Annotated in this window: 14 protein-coding genes; 13 read left to right on the top strand and 1 reads right to left on the bottom strand. The window is 59.7% G+C overall.

The features are described from left to right. Nucleotides 1-79: 79 nt before the first annotated feature. Genes APT89_RS04190 through APT89_RS04160 form a run of 7 tightly spaced genes read left to right on the top strand, consistent with a single transcriptional unit; the run spans nucleotide 80 to nucleotide 6,530 of the window. Entirely contained in the window at nucleotides 80-1,030 is a 951-nt protein-coding gene (locus tag APT89_RS04190) for a branched-chain amino acid ABC transporter permease (RefSeq protein WP_045630467.1), read from the top strand. 8 nt (nucleotides 1,031-1,038) lie between these two features. Continuing rightward, on the top strand, nucleotides 1,039-2,145 hold the full coding sequence (locus APT89_RS04185) for a branched-chain amino acid ABC transporter permease (RefSeq protein WP_060571789.1): 1,107 nt from the start codon (nucleotides 1,039-1,041) through the stop codon (nucleotides 2,143-2,145). After that, entirely contained in the window at nucleotides 2,142-2,909 is a 768-nt protein-coding gene (locus APT89_RS04180) for an ABC transporter ATP-binding protein (RefSeq protein ID WP_060571788.1), read from the top strand. The genes APT89_RS04185 and APT89_RS04180 overlap by 4 nt, the downstream gene beginning before the upstream one ends. After that, nucleotides 2,902-3,621: an ABC transporter ATP-binding protein gene (locus tag APT89_RS04175; protein WP_060571787.1), complete on the top strand. Its 720-nt coding sequence runs from the start codon at nucleotides 2,902-2,904 to the stop codon at nucleotides 3,619-3,621. The genes APT89_RS04180 and APT89_RS04175 overlap by 8 nt, the downstream gene beginning before the upstream one ends. Before the next feature lie 28 nt (nucleotides 3,622-3,649). Continuing rightward, on the top strand, nucleotides 3,650-4,807 hold the full coding sequence (locus APT89_RS04170; protein WP_060571786.1) for a branched-chain amino acid ABC transporter substrate-binding protein: 1,158 nt from the start codon (nucleotides 3,650-3,652) through the stop codon (nucleotides 4,805-4,807). A gap of 17 nt (nucleotides 4,808-4,824) precedes the next feature. Continuing rightward, complete coding sequence (locus APT89_RS04165; protein ID WP_028013263.1) at nucleotides 4,825-5,307, top strand: L-2-amino-thiazoline-4-carboxylic acid hydrolase; 483 nt, start codon at nucleotides 4,825-4,827, stop codon at nucleotides 5,305-5,307. Then, a complete protein-coding gene (locus APT89_RS04160; RefSeq protein WP_060571785.1) occupies nucleotides 5,304-6,530 on the top strand; it encodes a Zn-dependent hydrolase in 1,227 nt (408 codons plus the stop codon). The genes APT89_RS04165 and APT89_RS04160 overlap by 4 nt, the downstream gene beginning before the upstream one ends. Nucleotides 6,531-6,596: 66 nt before the next feature. On the opposite strand, the gene APT89_RS04155 is transcribed toward APT89_RS04160, so the two are convergent. Continuing rightward, nucleotides 6,597-8,084: an MFS transporter gene (locus APT89_RS04155; protein WP_041912007.1), complete on the bottom strand. Its 1,488-nt coding sequence runs from the start codon at nucleotides 8,082-8,084 to the stop codon at nucleotides 6,597-6,599. Between the two features lie 116 nt (nucleotides 8,085-8,200). Here APT89_RS04155 and APT89_RS04150 point away from each other — a divergent pair, with 116 nt between their 5' ends. The 6 genes from APT89_RS04150 to narI all read left to right on the top strand — a co-directional run bounded on the left by APT89_RS04150 (nucleotide 8,201) and on the right by narI (nucleotide 17,091). Next, a complete protein-coding gene (locus APT89_RS04150; protein ID WP_041909823.1) occupies nucleotides 8,201-8,776 on the top strand; it encodes a TetR family transcriptional regulator in 576 nt (191 codons plus the stop codon). 208 nt (nucleotides 8,777-8,984) lie between these two features. Beyond that, nucleotides 8,985-10,370 carry a NarK family nitrate/nitrite MFS transporter gene (locus APT89_RS04145; protein ID WP_060571784.1) on the top strand — a complete coding sequence of 462 codons (1,386 nt, stop codon included), beginning with the start codon at nucleotides 8,985-8,987 and terminating at the stop codon, nucleotides 10,368-10,370. Nucleotides 10,371-10,437: 67 nt separating this feature from the next. Further along, nucleotides 10,438-14,178 (top strand): nitrate reductase subunit alpha, encoded by a 3,741-nt coding sequence (locus APT89_RS04140; protein ID WP_060571783.1) that lies wholly within the window; start codon nucleotides 10,438-10,440, stop codon nucleotides 14,176-14,178. Next, complete coding sequence (gene narH, locus APT89_RS04135) at nucleotides 14,175-15,719, top strand: nitrate reductase subunit beta (RefSeq protein WP_041909817.1); 1,545 nt, start codon at nucleotides 14,175-14,177, stop codon at nucleotides 15,717-15,719. Before APT89_RS04140 ends, narH begins: the two co-directional genes overlap by 4 nt. After that, a complete protein-coding gene (gene narW, locus APT89_RS04130) occupies nucleotides 15,719-16,414 on the top strand; it encodes a nitrate reductase molybdenum cofactor assembly chaperone (protein WP_060571782.1) in 696 nt (231 codons plus the stop codon). Before narH ends, narW begins: the two co-directional genes overlap by 1 nt. Beyond that, nucleotides 16,411-17,091: a respiratory nitrate reductase subunit gamma gene (narI, locus tag APT89_RS04125; RefSeq protein ID WP_022648214.1), complete on the top strand. Its 681-nt coding sequence runs from the start codon at nucleotides 16,411-16,413 to the stop codon at nucleotides 17,089-17,091. The genes narW and narI overlap by 4 nt, the downstream gene beginning before the upstream one ends. The last annotated feature ends 42 nt before the right edge of the window (nucleotides 17,092-17,133 follow it).

The raw sequence follows: 17,133 nt of genomic DNA, 5'->3' as shown, positions 1-17,133 counted from the left end.
AAATAATAGATGTGTATTTTACAATTTAATTCATTTATTGGATGGTAGCCGCAGAACGAGCACTTTGCGGGTACAAACGTTGGATACACTCATACAACAACTGATCAACGGTGTGATGCTGGGAAGCATCTACGCGCTGATCGCGCTGGGCTATACCATGGTGTATGGCATTTTGCGCATTATTAACTTTGCCCACGGGGATATTCTGATGGTCGGCGCGCTCACCACGCTCTCCGCCATTAACGCCCTGAATAGCACCTTCCCGCATATGCCGCTGCTGTTGCAGCTCGGCGTTGCCCTGATGATTGCCATGGTCGTGTGCGCCCTGCTGGCCATGGCCGTGGAGCGATTTGCCTACCGTCGACTGCGCAACGCTCCGCGCCTGGCGCCGCTGATCTCGGGTATCGGCGTATCCGTCCTGCTGCAAACCGTGGCGATGATTATCTGGACGCGCAACCCGCTGATGTTCCCGCAGATCCTGCCCATGGATCCGATTACCGTGACGTCAGGCAGTGAAATGCACCCGCCCGCCATCGTGACCGTTACCGGTATTGTCACCGTGGCGCTGGCGCTGGCGGTGATGACCGGGCTGTGGCTGCTGGTGGAATACACCCGTCTGGGGCGCGGCATGCGCGCCGTGGCGGAAAACCCGCGCGTGGCCACGCTGATGGGGGTTAACCCAAACGCCATTATCACCCTGACGTTTGCGATTGGCGGGGCGTTTGCCGCACTGGCAGGCGTAATGATGGCCAGCAACTACGGTAACGCCAGCTTCTCGATGGGCTTTTTACCCGGGATCAAGGCCTTTACCGCCGCAGTGCTTGGGGGCATTGGTAACATTCGGGGTGCCATGATTGGCGGCATCCTGCTCGGCATTATCGAAGCGCTGGGCGCAGGCTACCTGGGTGAACTGACCCACGGTGTATTTGGCAGCAACTATCAGGATGTCTTTGCCTTTATGGTGCTGATCCTGGTGCTGGTCTTCCGTCCGGCTGGCCTGCTGGGCGAGCGCGTAGCGCACAGGGCGTAAGGAATACCATGACAACACTTCAAATTCAGGCCCCGGCGGCGACGCGCAAATTCTGGTCAGGCATGAGCCTGTTCTGCCTCGCGCTGCTGATAGCGCCCGTGGTGGCCACGCAGCTCGGCGGCAACTACTGGGTGCGCGTTATCGACTTTGCCCTGCTCTACATCATGCTGGCGCTCGGGCTCAATATTGTGGTCGGCTATACCGGCCTGCTGGACATGGGCTTTATCGCCTTTTACGCCGTCGGCGCCTACCTCGCGGCACTGATGGCCTCCCCACACCTGCTGGAAGTGTTTCCGATCCTCGGCGTCTGGTTCCCGGACGGGCTGCACACCTCGTATCTGCTCATTATTCCGCTGGCGGCCCTCGTGGCGGCAGTCTGCGGGATTTTACTCGGTGCGCCCACGCTGAAGCTGCGCGGGGACTACCTGGCGATAGTGACCCTCGGCTTTGGCGAAATTATCCGCATCCTGATGCGCAACCTCGACCGTCCGGTAAACATCACCAACGGCGCAAAGGGCATTACCGGGGTGGATACGCTGAACCTGTTCGGCCTGAAGTTTAGCGGCGTCTACCACTGGTTTGGTTTCAAAGTGCCCGCCCTGTGGCTGTGGTACTACCTGCTGATGCTGGTGATTCTAGCGATTATTTTTGTCTGCCTGCGCCTGCAGCATTCCCGTATTGGCCGCGCCTGGCACGCCATCCGTGAGGATGAAGATGTGGCCCGCGCGATGGGCATCAACGTGCGTAACTATAAGCTGCTCGCCTTTGCGATGGGCGCTTCCTTTGGCGGCATAGCAGGTGCGCTTTTCGGCGCGTTTCAGGGCTTTGTCTCCCCGGAATCCTTCACGCTGCAGGAGTCCATTGCCGTACTGGCGATGGTGGTGCTGGGCGGTATGGGGCACATACCGGGCGTGATCCTGGGCGCGGTACTGCTTACCGCCCTGCCGGAACTGCTGCGCAGCCAGGCAGCGCCGGTTCAGCAGGCGCTGTTCGGTACGGTTCTGATTGACCCGGAAGTGCTGCGCCAGCTGTTTTACGGTCTGGCACTGGTACTGGTCATGCTGGTGCGCCCGTCAGGCCTCTGGCCGGTACGCCACAAGGAGGTGAAGGCATGAGCCTGTTAACCGTACGCAACATGTCAAAACGCTTCGGCGGGCTGACTGCCGTGGATGACGTTTCGATCACCGTGAACAGAGGGGAAATCTACGGGCTGATTGGCCCCAACGGCGCGGGAAAAACCACCTGCTTTAACCTGATCACCGGGCTTTATCCGGCGGACAGCGGTGAGTTTTCGATTGCCGATAAGCCCTACTTCCCAAAACACATAGAGAAAGTCACCGCCGCCGGGATTGCCCGCACCTTCCAGAACGTGCGCCTCTTCAACGAGATGTCGGTGCTGGAAAACGTTATGGTGGGCCGCCACGTGCGCACCCGTAACGGCCTGTGGGCCGCGCTGAGCCGCCATAAACGCGCCCGCGAGGAAGAGAAGCAGACCCGCGAGCTGGCCTGGCACTGGCTGGACTATACCGGCATTGCGCAGTTCGCCCACTATCGCGCCTGCGATCTGGCCTATGGTCATCAGCGTCGCCTTGAAATCGCCCGCGCGCTGGCGACGGATCCGATGCTGCTGGCGCTGGACGAGCCCGCCGCAGGGATGAACGCGGCGGAAAAAGTGGCGCTCGGCGAGCTGCTCATCCGCATCCGCGATGACGGCAAAACTCTGCTGATGATTGAACATGACGTCAAGCTGGTGATGGGCATCTGCGATCGCCTGACGGTGCTTGATTACGGTAAAACGCTCGCCAGCGGTACGCCGGAAAGCGTGCGGCGCGACCCGGCAGTGATCGCCGCCTGGCTTGGAGGTAACGCCCATGACTGAATTACTGAAGGTAGAACGTCTGGACGTGCATTACGGCGGCATTCAGGCCGTACGCGATGTCTCCTTTACCCTGCACGAGGGCGAACAGGCTACGCTGATCGGCGCTAACGGCGCGGGGAAAAGCTCCACCGTGCGCGCCATTACCGGGTTGGAAAGCTTTAGCGGCAGTATTGAATTCAACGGTAGGCCGGTCCGCAAACAGAGCCCGGAGACCCTGCTTCGCGACGGGCTTGTCATGGTTCCGGAGGGCCGCGGGATCTTCTCCCGCATGACGGTACTGGAAAACCTGCAGATGGGCGCCTGGCTAAGACGTGACGCTGTCACCATTAAGCGCGAGATGAACGAGATTTTCGAACGCTTCCCGCGTCTGGGCGAGCGCCAGCACCAGCTTGCCGGGCTGCTGTCCGGCGGCGAGCAACAGCTGCTGGCCCTTAACCGCGCCCTCCTCAGCCGCCCGCGCCTGCTGATCCTCGACGAGCCGTCGATGGGCCTTGCCCCGAAGATGGTCGAGAACATATTTGCCGTTATTGCCGGGCTGCGCGAGCGCGGCGTCGCCCTGCTGCTGATCGAACAAAACGCCCGGCTCGCGCTGGAAGTGACCGACAGCGCGTGGGTGATGGACAGCGGCAGCATTGTTCATCATGGCGAATCGACAGCACTGCTTAACGACGACCAGATTGCACACATTTATTTGGGCGAAATGCCCGTTTAACCACACCAGCCAACATCAGGGAAATACAATGAAAACAGTAAAAATCAGTGCGCTCAGCGCCGCTATTCTGCTCGGCGGTCTTGCCTCAACGTCCTCGTGGGCCGCCGACGGCGAAACCGTGGTTATCGGTCTGGCAGGCCCGCTCACCGGCCCGTCAGCACGTATCGGGAAAGATCTGGAGAACGGCGCGCAGCTGGCCATTGACGACATTAACAAGCAGCATCCGACCATCGGCGGCAAAGCGGTCACCTTCAAACTGCAGTCCGAAGACGATCAGTCTGACCCGCGCACTGCCGTAGCCGTCGCGCAGCGTCTGGTGGACAGCGATGTGGCGGGCGTGGTCGGCCACTGGAACACCGGCACCAGCATTCCAGCGGCCCGCGTCTATCACGATGCGGGCATCGCCCAGGTGGCACCGGTCGCGACCGGTCACGCCTATACGCAACAAGGTTTTGATACCAGCTTCCGCGTGATGGGACACGACGATGACGGCGGCCAGCTCGCCGGTCAGTATGCGGTTAACACCCTGAAAGCCAAACGCATTGCGGTAATCGACGACCGTACCGCCTTCGGTCAGGGGCTTGCAGACCAGTTTATTAAATCGCTGGAAGCCCAGGGCGTGAAAATTGTCGACCGTCAGTATGTGGATGACAAAACGGTCGATTTCAGCGCCGTGCTGACCGTCATCCGCAGTAAAAACGCCGATCTGATCTTCTTCGGCGGCGTCGACAGCCAGGCCGCACCGCTGGCTCGCCGCATTAAACAGCTGGGCATGAATGCCACGCTGATGGGCGCAGGCGGATTCGTCAGCCAGACGTTCCTGAAACTGGCGCAGAAAGAAGGCGAAGGCGTTGTGGCGCTGGAGCCGGGCCTGCCCGTTGACCAGATGCCGGGTGGAAAGGCATTCGTACAGGCCTACCAGGCCCGCTACCACACCCATATCGAACTGCACGCCCCGTTCGCCTATGACGCCACCCGCGTGCTGGTTGCGGCGATGGAAAAAGCAGACTCCGTTGAGCCATCAGACTATCTGCCCGCCCTGCGCGCCATCAGCTATTCCGGCGTTACCGGACAGATCGCGTTTGATAAAGAGGGCAACCTGAAATCGCCGTCGTTCACGGTCTATAAGGTTGTCGACGGCAAATGGCAGCCGCAGACCGTGCTGGGCGGCGCAAAAGCGAAGTAACGCAGCGAGGCAATGTGATGAGTGATAATAATGAGCTGGGCATTCTCGCCCGCCGCAAAATTGAAGCTGAAATTATTAAGCCAATTTATGAAATCCTGGTGCGCGAGATAGGGAAAGCCCGCGCCCAGGCGGTGATTGGCGAGGCCATTGAGCAGGCCGCGATTGATGCTGGTAAAGGGTTTGCCAGCAAAGAACCCAACGGCGCGAACATCAAGAGCTTTATCGCCCTGCAGTATCTGTGGGAGAAAGATAACGCCCTGGACGTGAAGGTGATCGACGCTGACGACCAGCAGTACAACTACAACGTAACCCGCTGTCGCTACGCGGAGATGTACCACGAGATGGGGCTGGGCGAGATTGGTCATCTGCTCTCCTGCGCGCGCGATGAGAAATTCATCGTTGGCTATGCGCCGGACGTAGAGCTAACCCGCACCACGACCATTATGCAGGGCGGTGCGTGCTGTGATTTCCGCTACCGCAGCGGTAAGGACAAGCCATGATCCGCGTCAATGCCGAACGGCTGTGGTCAACGCTTGAGATGATGGCGCAGATCGGCGGCACGCCCGCCGGTGGCGTCACCCGTCTGGCACTGAGCGAGGAAGATCGTATTGCGCGTAACCTGCTGCGCGACTGGGCGCTGGACGCCGGTTTTACCTGTGACGTCGACAGCATGGGCAATATGTTTATCCGCCGCGCGGGGAAAAACCCGCAACTCGCGCCGGTCATGACCGGTTCGCACGTGGATACCCAGCCGCTGGGAGGGAACTACGACGGCGTTTACGGCGTGCTGGCCGGGCTGGAGCTGCTGCGCACCCTCAATGACCATCACCTTGAGACGGAGCGTGACGTTGTGCTGGTCAACTGGACCAACGAAGAAGGCGCGCGCTTTGCGCCAGCCATGCTCGCTTCAGGGGTCTGGACGGGGCAATTTAGCGAAGCGTACGCCCATGCCCTCGCGGATAGCGACGGTATCAGCGTGGGTGAAGCGCTGGAAAGCATCGGCTACCGGGGTGAAGCCCCTGCCCGCGCGTTTCCGGTTCACGCCTGCTACGAGCTGCACATCGAACAGGGCCCGATTCTGGAAGATGAAGCCCTGGATATCGGGTTAGTCCGCGCGGCAATGGGCCAGCGCTGGTTTACCCTGACGCTGGACGGGTTTGCCGCCCACGCGGGCACCACGCCGATGCACAGCCGCCGAGACGCGCTGACCGCGTTCTCGGAGCTGGCGCTGAAGGTGGAGGAGATTGGCTATCGGCACGCGCCGGACGGACGTGCGACCATCGGTATGGCGCAGGTTACGCCAAACTCGCGCAACGTCGTGCCGTCTCGGGTGGTCTGCAGCGTGGAGTTTCGCCATCCGGCGCTGACGGCACTGGAAGCCATGGAGGCGGCGCTGCATAAGGTGGCTGAAAGCCTGAGCCTGCGCGGCGTGGCGGCTGTCGTTGAGCGCATTTTTGACTACGCCCCCATCGCTTTTGATGCCGAATGTCTGGCCCGCACGGAGAAGGCCGTGGCGGAACTGGGCTACTCGGCGAAACCGATGGTCTCGGGGGCGGGACATGACGCCTGCTATGTCAGCAAGATTGCCCCTGCCAGCATGATTTTTATCCCCTGCGTGAAGGGCATCAGCCATAACGAAGCGGAAAGGATCCTGCCGGAGTGGTCGGAGAAAGGGGCGAACGTGCTGTTGCACAGCGTCCTGTCCGCGGCCCAGGAAAAATAAACCGGGTGGCGCGGCTCGGACAACCGCGCCCGTAGGCCCGGTAAGCGCAGCGCCACCGGGCGTGTTTTACGGCTTCGGCACCTTCGCCAGGCTAAACCAGATCCCCACTGCCAGCAACAGCAGCATTCCGCCCGCACTCCCCAGCGCCACGCTGTGGGAGGTAATAAACGCACTTTTCGCCGCCTCAATCACCGGCTCCGCGAGGGACGGCGTCAGATCCTGCGCCACCTTCATCGCTTCACCAATCGATGACGAGGCTTTATCGACGAGCGAGGCATTCAGCCCCTGCGGCAGGTCAATGGACGCCGAGAAGCTGCGGGTCAACAGCAGACCAAAAATAGCGATCCCCAGCCCGGCGCCCAGTTCATAGGACATGGTTTCAATCGCCCCTGCGGCAGCGGCTTTCTCCTTCGGCGCGGCAGCCATAATGGCGGAGGTCGAGGCCAGCAGCGCGCTGGCGGCGCTGAAGCCCAACAGCACCATCAGGCTCCACGCCTGCCACTGCTGCGTGCTGAAATCGAGCATCGAGAGGCCGATGAAACTGACCGCGCTGAGCCCCATGCCACCCGCAGCGACAATGCGCAGCCCAAGACGCCCCACCAGTACCCCGGCGATCGGCCCGCTAAACCCGCTCGCTACCATGACCGGAAGCATAAACATGCCCGCTTCAAATGGCGTAAAGCCGTGAACGAATTGCAATTCCTGCGCCATCAGCAGCTCAAACCCGACCAGGGCAATCATGGCGGTCATCGCCATTACCACGCCGCTCAGAATGATGCGATGGCAGAACAGGCGCATATCGATCATCGGCACGCGGGCGCGCAGCTGAATACGCACGAAGATAAACAGCAGCACCGAGCCGGTCACCAGCGCGGAGGCAACCAGCCACGGCGACAGGACGCCTTTGAGCGCGGTTTTGGCACTGTAGACCAGCAGCAAAATCGCCACAATCAGCATGATGGCATGACTGATATTCAGCGGCTGCTCCGGTCGGCCCTGCTGACGGGGCACAAAACGCGCGGCCAGCGACACCACTACCAGCACAATCGGCACGTTGATTAAAAACACCGATCCCCAGTAAAAATGCTCGAGTAACATACCGCCAATCAGCGGACCAAATGCCGCGCCACCTGAGCCAACGGCCGCCCAGACGCCAAGTGCGATATTACGATCTTTCGCGTCGGTAAACAGCGTGCGGATCCCGGCCAGCGTGGCCGGAATGATCATCGCCGCACCGATCGCCAGCGAGGCGCGCGCCGCTATCAGCCACCCTGCCGACGGTGCAACCGCGGCCGCCAGGGACGACACCCCAAACAGCGTGCTGCCGATCATCAGCAAGCGTTTAAAGCCAATGCGGTCACCCAGGGCACCCATCGGCAGCACCATCCCCGCCATCACCAGCGAGTAAATATCAATGATCCACAACAATTCGTTACCGCTGGCACCCAGCGTCATGCTCAATGTCGGCGCCGCCACGTGCAGCACCGTCGCGTCGATCGCGACCGGGATATAGACCAGCACGATAATCACTAACGCTAACCACTGACGAAACATAAATTTCCTTTTCATTTTAAACATGGACACATGTCCAGGATGCGATCCTACGTAAAGTTGAACGAGTGTCCAGCTTTTTGTTACACTCGTTTCATTCCCATTGAGAGTGAGTAAACATGCGATATCTGAGCAAGGATGAACGGCGGGAAGCAATCTTACAGGCCGCCATGCGCGTGGCGCTCGCCGAGGGGCTGGCGGCGATGACGGTGCGGCGCATTGCAACTGAAGCGGGCGTCGCGACCGGGCAGGTTCATCACCACTTTGCCTCCGGCGGTGAGTTAAAATCGCTGGCATTCGTTCGCCTGATCCGCGAGCTATTAGATGCCGACGTGGCGGATGAACGTGCCACCTGGCGAGAGCGGTTGCACAGCATGCTCGGCAGCGACGATGGTAAGTTTGAGCCTTATATCCGACTGTGGCGGGAAGCCCAAATTCTCGCCAGCCGTGATCCCGAGATCAAAGCGGCTTATGTCCTCACCATGGAGATGTGGCATCAGGAAACCGTGGCGATTATCCGCGCCGGGGCTGATGCCAGCGCGTTCACGCTTACCGATCGGGCGGAAAATATCGCGTGGCGTTTAATAGGGCTGGTTTGTGGCCTGGATGGGATCACCGTATTAAATATGCCTGAAATGGACGATGCGGCATTTAATAAACATCTCGACAAACTTATCACGCTGGAATTGTTTTAATACTCCTTCCGGAGTATAAATTCCGCAAAATGTTACAATTAGTAACACATTAAGCGAGCCCTTATTTTCATTCTAATCTCGGGGGTTCGCTTTTTTATCTATCCTTTCAGATGTATCCCAAAGCATCCCAAAAACCAATAACACTTCTTTAATCATCTTTTTGTTTTTACTTCATTTTTCTCTCAAACATGGTAAGCAAGAGGGCGATATGTCGCAACAAAGTGATAAAAGTAATCCCCATCTGTTGAGTAACTGGAAACCTGAAAACGCGCAATTTTGGGAGAATAAAGGAAAACATATCGCACGAAGAAACCTATGGATTTCTGTAGCTTGCCTGCTATTAGCGTTTTGCGTGTGGATGTTATTTAGCGCCGTTGCGGTCAATCTGAATAAAGTCGGATTTAATTTCACCACCGATCAGCTTTTTATGCTAACGGCATTACCTTCACTCTCTGGCGCGATATTGCGCGTCCCCTACTCGTTTATGGTGCCAATATTTGGCGGACGCTACTGGACGGTATTGAGCACGGTTATCCTGATTATCCCCTGCGTCTGGCTGGGGATAGCCATTCAGGACACCGCGACACCTTACTGGGTCTTTATCGTGATTGCCCTGCTCTGCGGTTTTGCCGGGGCCAACTTTGCCTCCAGCATGGGTAACATAAGCTTCTTCTTCCCGAAGGCCAGACAGGGCAGCGCACTGGGCATCAACGGCGGGTTGGGAAATCTGGGCGTCAGCGTGATGCAGCTGTTTGCTCCGCTGGTAATTTTCCTGCCAATGTTTACCTTCCTCGGCGTGCACGGCGTACCGCAGGAGGACGGCTCAACGATGTGGCTGGCCAATGCGGCCTGGGTCTGGGCGCCGCTGCTGCTGCTGGCAACCCTTGCGGCGTTTTTTGGCATGAACGATATCGCCAGCTCTAAAGCCTCTATCGCCAGCCAGCTGCCGGTACTGAAGCGCTTTCACCTCTGGCTGCTGAGCCTGCTTTATCTTGCTACCTTCGGCTCGTTTATCGGCTTCTCGGCGGGCTTTGCCATGCTGTCGAAAACCCAGTTCCCGGACGTGAACATCCTGCACCTCGCTTTCTTTGGCCCCCTGATCGGTGCGCTGGCGCGTTCAGCGGGCGGGATGATCTCTGACAGGCTGGGCGGCGTGCGCGTCACGCTGATTAACTTCGTCTTTATGGCTATCTTCAGCACCCTGATCTTCCTGACGCTCCCCGGCTCTGGCTCCGGCAGCTTTATCGCCTTCTACCTGGTCTTTATGGGCCTGTTCCTCACCGCCGGGCTGGGCAGCGGTTCGACCTTCCAGATGATCGCGATTATCTTTCGCCAAATCACCCTCGACCGCGTCAAAAAGCAGGGCGGCACGGACGAACAGGCGCAGCATGAAGCGGTGACGGAGACCGCCGCCGCGCTGGGCTTTATCTCCGCCATCGGTGCCGTTGGCGGGTTCTTTATCCCTAAGGCGTTCGGCACATCGCTGGCAATGACCGGTTCGCCGGTTGGGGCCATGAAGGTCTTCCTCGTGTTTTACATCGTCTGCGTGTTCGTCACCTGGCTGGTGTATGGCCGTAAATCCTCAAAAAAATAAAAACTACATCTTCGCCGGAGCGTGATGCATCGCACTCCGGCCATGCTATCGAAGCAGGAGAAATGTCATGAGCAAACTGCTGGACCGCTTCCGTTACTTCAAAACAAAAGGCGACAGTTTCGCCGATGGGCACGGGCAGGTGTATCACACCAACCGCGACTGGGAGGACAGCTACCGCCAGCGCTGGCAGTTCGACAAGATTGTGCGATCCACCCACGGGGTAAACTGTACCGGCTCCTGTAGCTGGAAGATTTATGTCAAAAACGGCCTGGTGACCTGGGAAACCCAGCAGACCGACTACCCCCGCACCCGCCCTGACCTACCCAATCACGAGCCGCGCGGCTGCCCGCGAGGCGCAAGCTACTCCTGGTACCTCTACAGCGCCAACCGCCTTAAGTACCCGCTGGTGCGCCGCAGGCTGATTGAACTCTGGCGCGAGGCGCTGGCGCAGCATACCGATCCGGTGCTGGCCTGGGATGCCATCCAGAACGATCCGCAAAAGGCGCAAAGCTACAGGAAGGCGCGGGGTAAAGGCGGGTTTATCCGCTCAAACTGGAAAGAGCTGAACCAGCTGATCGCCGCCGCTAACGTCTGGACTATCAAAAACTACGGCCCGGACCGCGTGGCCGGTTTTTCGCCTATTCCGGCGATGTCGATGGTCTCCTACGCCGCCGGAACGCGCTATCTCTCCCTGCTGGGTGGCACCTGCCTGAGCTTCTACGACTGGTACTGCGACCTGCCGCCTGCGTCGCCGATGACCTGGGGCGAGCAGACCGACGTGCCGGAGTCCGCCGACTGGTACAACTCCAGCTATATCATTGCCTGGGGCTCGAACGTGCCGCAGACGCGTACTCCGGACGCCCACTTCTTTACCGAGGTGCGCTACAAAGGCACCAAGACCGTTGCGATTACGCCGGACTTCTCGGAGGTCGCCAAGCTCAGCGACCAGTGGCTGGCCCCCAAACAGGGCACCGACAGCGCCCTCGCCATGGCGATGGGCCACGTCATCCTCAAAGAGTTCCACCTCGATAACCCGAGCGATTACTTCCTTAACTACTGCCGCCGCTACACCGACATGCCGATGCTCGTGCTGCTGGACGAGCAGGCTGACGGTCGCGTGGTGCCGGGCCGGATGCTGCGCGCCTCCGATCTCGTCGACGGACTGGGGGAGGCCAATAACCCAGAGTGGAAGACCGTCGCCTTCGATATTGCCGGTAACCTGGTGGTGCCAAACGGCTCGATCGGCTTCCGCTGGGGGGAAAAAGGCAAATGGAACCTGGAGCCTCAGGCTGCGGGCCATGAAACAGAACTCACCCTCTCCCTACTGATTACCCACGACAGCGTGGCGGACGTCGCGTTCCCCTACTTTGGCGGCAACGAAAACCCGCATTTTCGTAGCGTGAAGCAGGAGCCGGTGCTGACGCGCCGCGTGCCGAGCAAAACCCTGACGCTCGCCGACGGCAGCCAGAAACGCGTGGTCAGCGTTTACGATCTGGTGCTGGCTAACTACGGTCTCGATCGCGGCCTGGAAGACAGTAACGCCGCAGACAGCTATGACCAGATCAAAGCCTACACGCCCGCCTGGGGCGAGCAGATCACCGGCGTGCCCGCGTACCTGATCGAAAAAATTGCCCGCGAGTTCGCCGACACGGCGCACAAAACGCACGGTCGCTCGATGATCATTCTGGGTGCCGGGGTAAACCACTGGTACCACATGGACATGAACTACCGTGGGATGATCAATATGCTGGTCTTCTGCGGCTGCGTCGGGCAGAGCGGCGGCGGCTGGTCCCACTATGTCGGCCAGGAGAAGCTGCGCCCGCAAACCGGCTGGCTGCCGCTGGCCTTCGTGCTGGACTGGAACCGCCCGCCGCGCCAGATGAACAGCACCTCGTTCTTCTACAACCACGCCAGCCAGTGGCGCTACGAGAAGCTCACTGCGCAGGAGCTGCTCTCCCCGCTGGCGGACGCGTCGAAGTTCACCGGACATCTGATCGACTTTAACGTTCGCGCCGAGCGCATGGGCTGGCTGCCGTCGGCCCCGCAGCTCAACCTCAACCCGCTGCACGTCAAGGCGCGTGCGGACGCGGCGGGCATGACGCCGCAGGAGTACACCGTTCAGGCGTTGAAATCGGGCGATATCCGCTTCGCCTGCGAACAGCCGGACAACGGCAAGAACCACCCGCGCAACCTGTTCGTCTGGCGCTCTAACCTGCTCGGCTCGTCCGGGAAAGGCCACGAGTACATGCTGAAATACCTGCTCGGCACCGAGAGCGGCATTCAGGGTGAAGATTTAGGCTCAACGGATGACGTGAAGCCTGAAGAGGTGGAGTGGCAAACCGCCGCCATCGAGGGCAAACTCGACCTGCTGGTGACGCTCGATTTCCGCATGTCCAGCACCTGCCTGTTCTCTGATATCGTCCTGCCGACCGCCACCTGGTATGAAAAGGACGACATGAATACCTCGGACATGCACCCGTTTATTCATCCGCTTTCCGCCGCCGTTGACCCGGCGTGGGAATCGCGCAGCGACTGGGAGATCTACAAAGGCATCGCCAAAGTCTTCTCCGAGGTGTGCGTTGGCCATCTGGGCACAGAAACCGACGTGGTGCTCCAGCCGCTGCAGCATGACTCCCCGGCGGAGCTGTCGCAGCCGTTTGATATTCAGGACTGGCGCAAAGGGGAATGTGACCTGATCCCCGGCAAAACGGCGCCGAACATTGCCGTGGTCGAGCGTAACTACCCGGAAACTTACGAACGCTTCACCGCCCTCGGCCCGCTGATGGACAAGCTCGGCAACGGCGGGAAAGGCATTTCGTGGAATACGCAGAACGAGGTCGATTTCCTCGGCAAGCTGAACTACGTCAAGCTCGACGGCCCGGCGAAAGGCCGCCCGCGCATTGAAACCGCCATTGACGCCTCGGAGGTGATCCTCGCCCTCGCCCCGGAAACCAACGGACAGGTGGCGGTGAAGGCCTGGGAAGCGCTCGGGGAACTGACCGGGCGCGACCACACCCATCTGGCGCTGAACAAGGAAGACGAGAAAATCCGCTTCCGCGACATTCAGGCGCAGCCGCGCAAAATCATCTCCAGCCCGACGTGGTCCGGCCTTGAGAGCGAGCACGTCTCCTATAACGCGGGCTATACCAACGTCCACGAGTTGATCCCGTGGCGCACCCTTTCGGGCCGCCAGCAGCTGTATCAGGATCATCCGTGGATGCGCGCCTTCGGGGAGAGCCTGGTGGCCTATCGCCCACCGATTGATACCCGCAGCGTGACCCACATGCGCGAGATCCCGCCGAACGGCTTCCCGGAAAAAGCGCTGAACTTCCTGACGCCGCACCAGAAATGGGGCATCCACTCCACCTACAGCGAAAACCTGCTGATGCAGACCCTGTCGCGCGGGGGCCCCATCGTCTGGATCAGCGAAACCGACGCGCGCGAGCTAGGCATAGAGGACAACGACTGGATCGAAGCCTTCAACGCCAACGGCGCCCTCACCGCCCGCGCGGTGGTCAGCCAGCGCGTGCCGCCGGGCATGACCATGATGTACCACGCCCAGGAGCGCATCCTGAACATTCCGGGGTCAGAAGTGACTGGACGGCGCGGCGGGATCCACAACTCGGTCACCCGCGTCTGCCCAAAACCGACGCACATGATCGGCGGCTATGCGCAACTGTCCTACAGCTTCAACTATTACGGCACCGTCGGCTCGAACCGCGACGAGTTCATCATGATCCGCAAAATGAAAAACATTAACTGGCTGGACGGCGAAGGTCGGGATCAGGTACAGGAGGCGAAAAAATGAAAATACGCTCACAGGTTGGCATGGTTCTGAATCTCGATAAATGCATCGGCTGCCACACCTGCTCGGTCACCTGCAAGAACGTCTGGACCGGGCGCGAAGGGATGGAGTATGCGTGGTTTAACAATGTGGAGACCAAACCGGGAATTGGCTATCCGAAAAACTGGGAAGATCAGGAGGAGTGGCAAGGCGGATGGATCCGCGGCATTCACGGCAAGCTGACCCCGCGCCTCGGTGGCAAAATGGGCGTGTTGTCGAAGATTTTCGCTAACCCCGTCCTGCCGCAGATTGACGATTATTACGAACCCTTCACCTTTGACTATCAGGATCTGCACCGCGCGCCGGAGGGGGAGCATCTCCCTACCGCCCGCCCCCGCTCGCTGATCGACGGCAAGCGGATGGACAAAATCGTCTGGGGGCCAAACTGGGAGGAACTGCTGGGCGGCGAGTTCGAAAAGCGCGCCCGCGACCGCAACTTCCAGAAGATCCAGAAGGAGATGTACGGCCAGTTTGAAAACACCTTCATGATGTATCTGCCGCGCCTGTGCGAGCACTGCCTGAACCCGAGTTGCGTGGCCACCTGCCCGAGCGGCGCGATTTACAAGCGCGAAGAGGACGGCATTGTGCTGATCGATCAGGATAAATGCCGCGGCTGGCGCCTGTGCATCAGCGGCTGCCCGTACAAGAAAATTTACTTCAACTGGAAAAGCGGCAAGTCAGAAAAATGCATCTTCTGCTACCCGCGCATTGAGTCCGGCCAGCCGACCGTTTGTTCGGAGACCTGCGTCGGGCGAATCCGTTATCTCGGCGTGCTGCTGTACGACGCGGACCGTATTGAAGAGGCCGCCAGCACCGAGCATGAAACCGATCTGTACGAGCGCCAGTGCGACGTGTTCCTCAACCCGAACGATCCGGCGGTGATTGAGGAAGCGCTGAAACAGGGCATTCCACAGAACGTGATTGATGCCGCCCAGCGTTCGCCGGTCTACAAGATGGCGATGGACTGGAAGCTGGCGCTGCCGCTGCATCCTGAATACCGCACCCTGCCGATGGTCTGGTACGTGCCGCCACTGTCGCCGATTCAGTCCTACGCGGATGCGGGCGGCCTGCCGCAGAGTGACGGCGTCCTGCCAGCCGTGGAAAGCCTGCGCATTCCGGTGCAGTACCTGGCAAACATGCTCAGCGCGGGCGATACCGGCCCGGTGCTGCGCGCCCTGAAGCGCATGATGGCGATGCGTCACTATAAACGCTCCCAGACCGTGGAAGGCGTGACCGATACCCGCGCCATTGAGGAAGTGGGCCTGACCGAAGCGCAGGTTGAAGAGATGTACCGCTATCTCGCCATCGCTAACTACGAAGACCGCTTCGTGATCCCGACCAGCCACCGCGAAATGGCGCGCGACGCCTTCCCGGAGAAAAACGGCTGCGGCTTCACCTTTGGCGACGGCTGCCACGGCTCCGACACCAAATTCAACCTCTTCAACAGCAGCCGCATCGACGCGATTAACATCACCGAGGTGCGCGAACACGGGGAGGGAGAATAATGCAGATCCTTAAAATCATCGCGCTGCTGATTGAGTATCCCGATGAGCTGCTGTGGGAAAACAGCGATGAGGCGCTTTCCCTGGTTGAGCAGGACGCGCCCATGCTGCTGCCGTTTGCCCGGCAGCACCTGAGCGCCCCGCTGCTGGATAAACAGGCCGAATGGTGCGAAGTGTTTGAACGCGGGCGCGCAACGTCGCTGCTGCTGTTCGAGCACGTTCACGCCGAGTCCCGCGATCGCGGTCAGGCGATGGTCGATCTAATGAGCCAGTATGAGAAAGCCGGGCTGGAGCTGGACTGCCGCGAGCTGCCCGACTATCTGCCGCTCTACCTGGAATACCTCAGCCTCGTCACCGACGACGAGGCGCGTGAAGGATTGCAAAATGTCGCGCCGATCCTGGCGCTGATTGGTGGTCGCCTCAAGCAGCGCGGCGTGGCGCATTACCAGCTGTTTGACGCCCTGCTGACGATGGCCGGTACGCGGCTTTCCAGCGACAGCGTGGCGAAGCAGGTGTCCGGTGAAAAACGGGATGATACCCGTCAGGCGCTGGACGCCGTGTGGGAAGAGGAACAGGTGAAGTTTATCGAAGACAACGCCTCATCGTGCGACAGTTCGCCGATGCAGCAATATCAACGACGCTTTAGCCAGGACGTCGCGCCGCAGTACGTGGACGTCAGCGCCGGAGGCCCAAAATGACGCACTACCTGAACGTGTTTTTCTATGATATTTACCCGTATATCTGTGCTACCGTTTTTTTCCTCGGCAGCTGGCTGCGCTACGACTACGGGCAATACACCTGGCGGGCCTCATCGAGCCAGATGCTCAGCAAGCGCGGGATGAACTGGGCCTCTAACCTGTTTCATATCGGGATTCTGGGGATCTTCTTCGGGCACCTGTTCGGCATGTTAACCCCGCACTGGATGTACGCCTGGTTTTTACCCGTCGCGGTTAAACAGCAGCTGGCCATGATTGCGGGAGGCATTTGCGGCGTACTGACGCTGATTGGTGGGTCAATGCTGCTGATCCGCCGCCTCTTCAACCAGCGGGTACGCGCCACGTCCACCACGCCGGATATTATCATCATGAGTATCCTGCTACTTCAGTGCATCCTGGGGCTGTCGACCATTCCTTTCTCCGCGCAATATCCTGACGGAAGCGAGATGATGAAACTGGTCGGCTGGGCGCAGGGGATCGTAACGTTTAAAGGGGGCTCGTCGGAGATGTTGAGCGGCGTCGCGCCGATCTTCCGCGTGCATCTGGTGCTGGGGATGACGATCTTCCTCATCTTCCCGTTCACCCGTCTGGTACACGTGTGGAGCGCACCGTTTGAGTATTTTACCCGTCGGTATCAGGTGGTGAGATCGCGCCGTTGATTTTGTCGGGTGCGGCTACGCCTTACCCGACCTACGTTCACA

It is taken from the genome of Enterobacter sp. 50588862 (assembly GCF_001462935.1).
GTDB lineage: Bacteria > Pseudomonadota > Gammaproteobacteria > Enterobacterales > Enterobacteriaceae > Enterobacter > Enterobacter bugandensis.
This window is presented reverse-complemented; position numbering and strand designations above follow the sequence as displayed.

Bases quoted from the DNA above. Each gene is read 5' to 3' on its own strand.
- APT89_RS04155 (WP_041912007.1), bottom strand. From the start codon at position 8,084: ATGTTTCGTCAGTGGTTAGCGTTAGTGATTATCGTGCTGGTCTATATC.
- APT89_RS04150 (WP_041909823.1), top strand. From the start codon at position 8,201: ATGCGATATCTGAGCAAGGATGAACGGCGGGAAGCAATCTTACAGGCC.
- APT89_RS04145 (WP_060571784.1), top strand. From the start codon at position 8,985: ATGTCGCAACAAAGTGATAAAAGTAATCCCCATCTGTTGAGTAACTGG.
- APT89_RS04175 (WP_060571787.1), top strand. From the start codon at position 2,902: ATGACTGAATTACTGAAGGTAGAACGTCTGGACGTGCATTACGGCGGC.
- narH (WP_041909817.1), top strand. From the start codon at position 14,175: ATGAAAATACGCTCACAGGTTGGCATGGTTCTGAATCTCGATAAATGC.
- APT89_RS04165 (WP_028013263.1), top strand. From the start codon at position 4,825: ATGAGTGATAATAATGAGCTGGGCATTCTCGCCCGCCGCAAAATTGAA.
- APT89_RS04170 (WP_060571786.1), top strand. From the start codon at position 3,650: ATGAAAACAGTAAAAATCAGTGCGCTCAGCGCCGCTATTCTGCTCGGC.
- APT89_RS04160 (WP_060571785.1), top strand. From the start codon at position 5,304: ATGATCCGCGTCAATGCCGAACGGCTGTGGTCAACGCTTGAGATGATG.
- APT89_RS04140 (WP_060571783.1), top strand. From the start codon at position 10,438: ATGAGCAAACTGCTGGACCGCTTCCGTTACTTCAAAACAAAAGGCGAC.
- APT89_RS04185 (WP_060571789.1), top strand. From the start codon at position 1,039: ATGACAACACTTCAAATTCAGGCCCCGGCGGCGACGCGCAAATTCTGG.
- narI (WP_022648214.1), top strand. From the start codon at position 16,411: ATGACGCACTACCTGAACGTGTTTTTCTATGATATTTACCCGTATATC.
- APT89_RS04180 (WP_060571788.1), top strand. From the start codon at position 2,142: ATGAGCCTGTTAACCGTACGCAACATGTCAAAACGCTTCGGCGGGCTG.
- narW (WP_060571782.1), top strand. From the start codon at position 15,719: ATGCAGATCCTTAAAATCATCGCGCTGCTGATTGAGTATCCCGATGAG.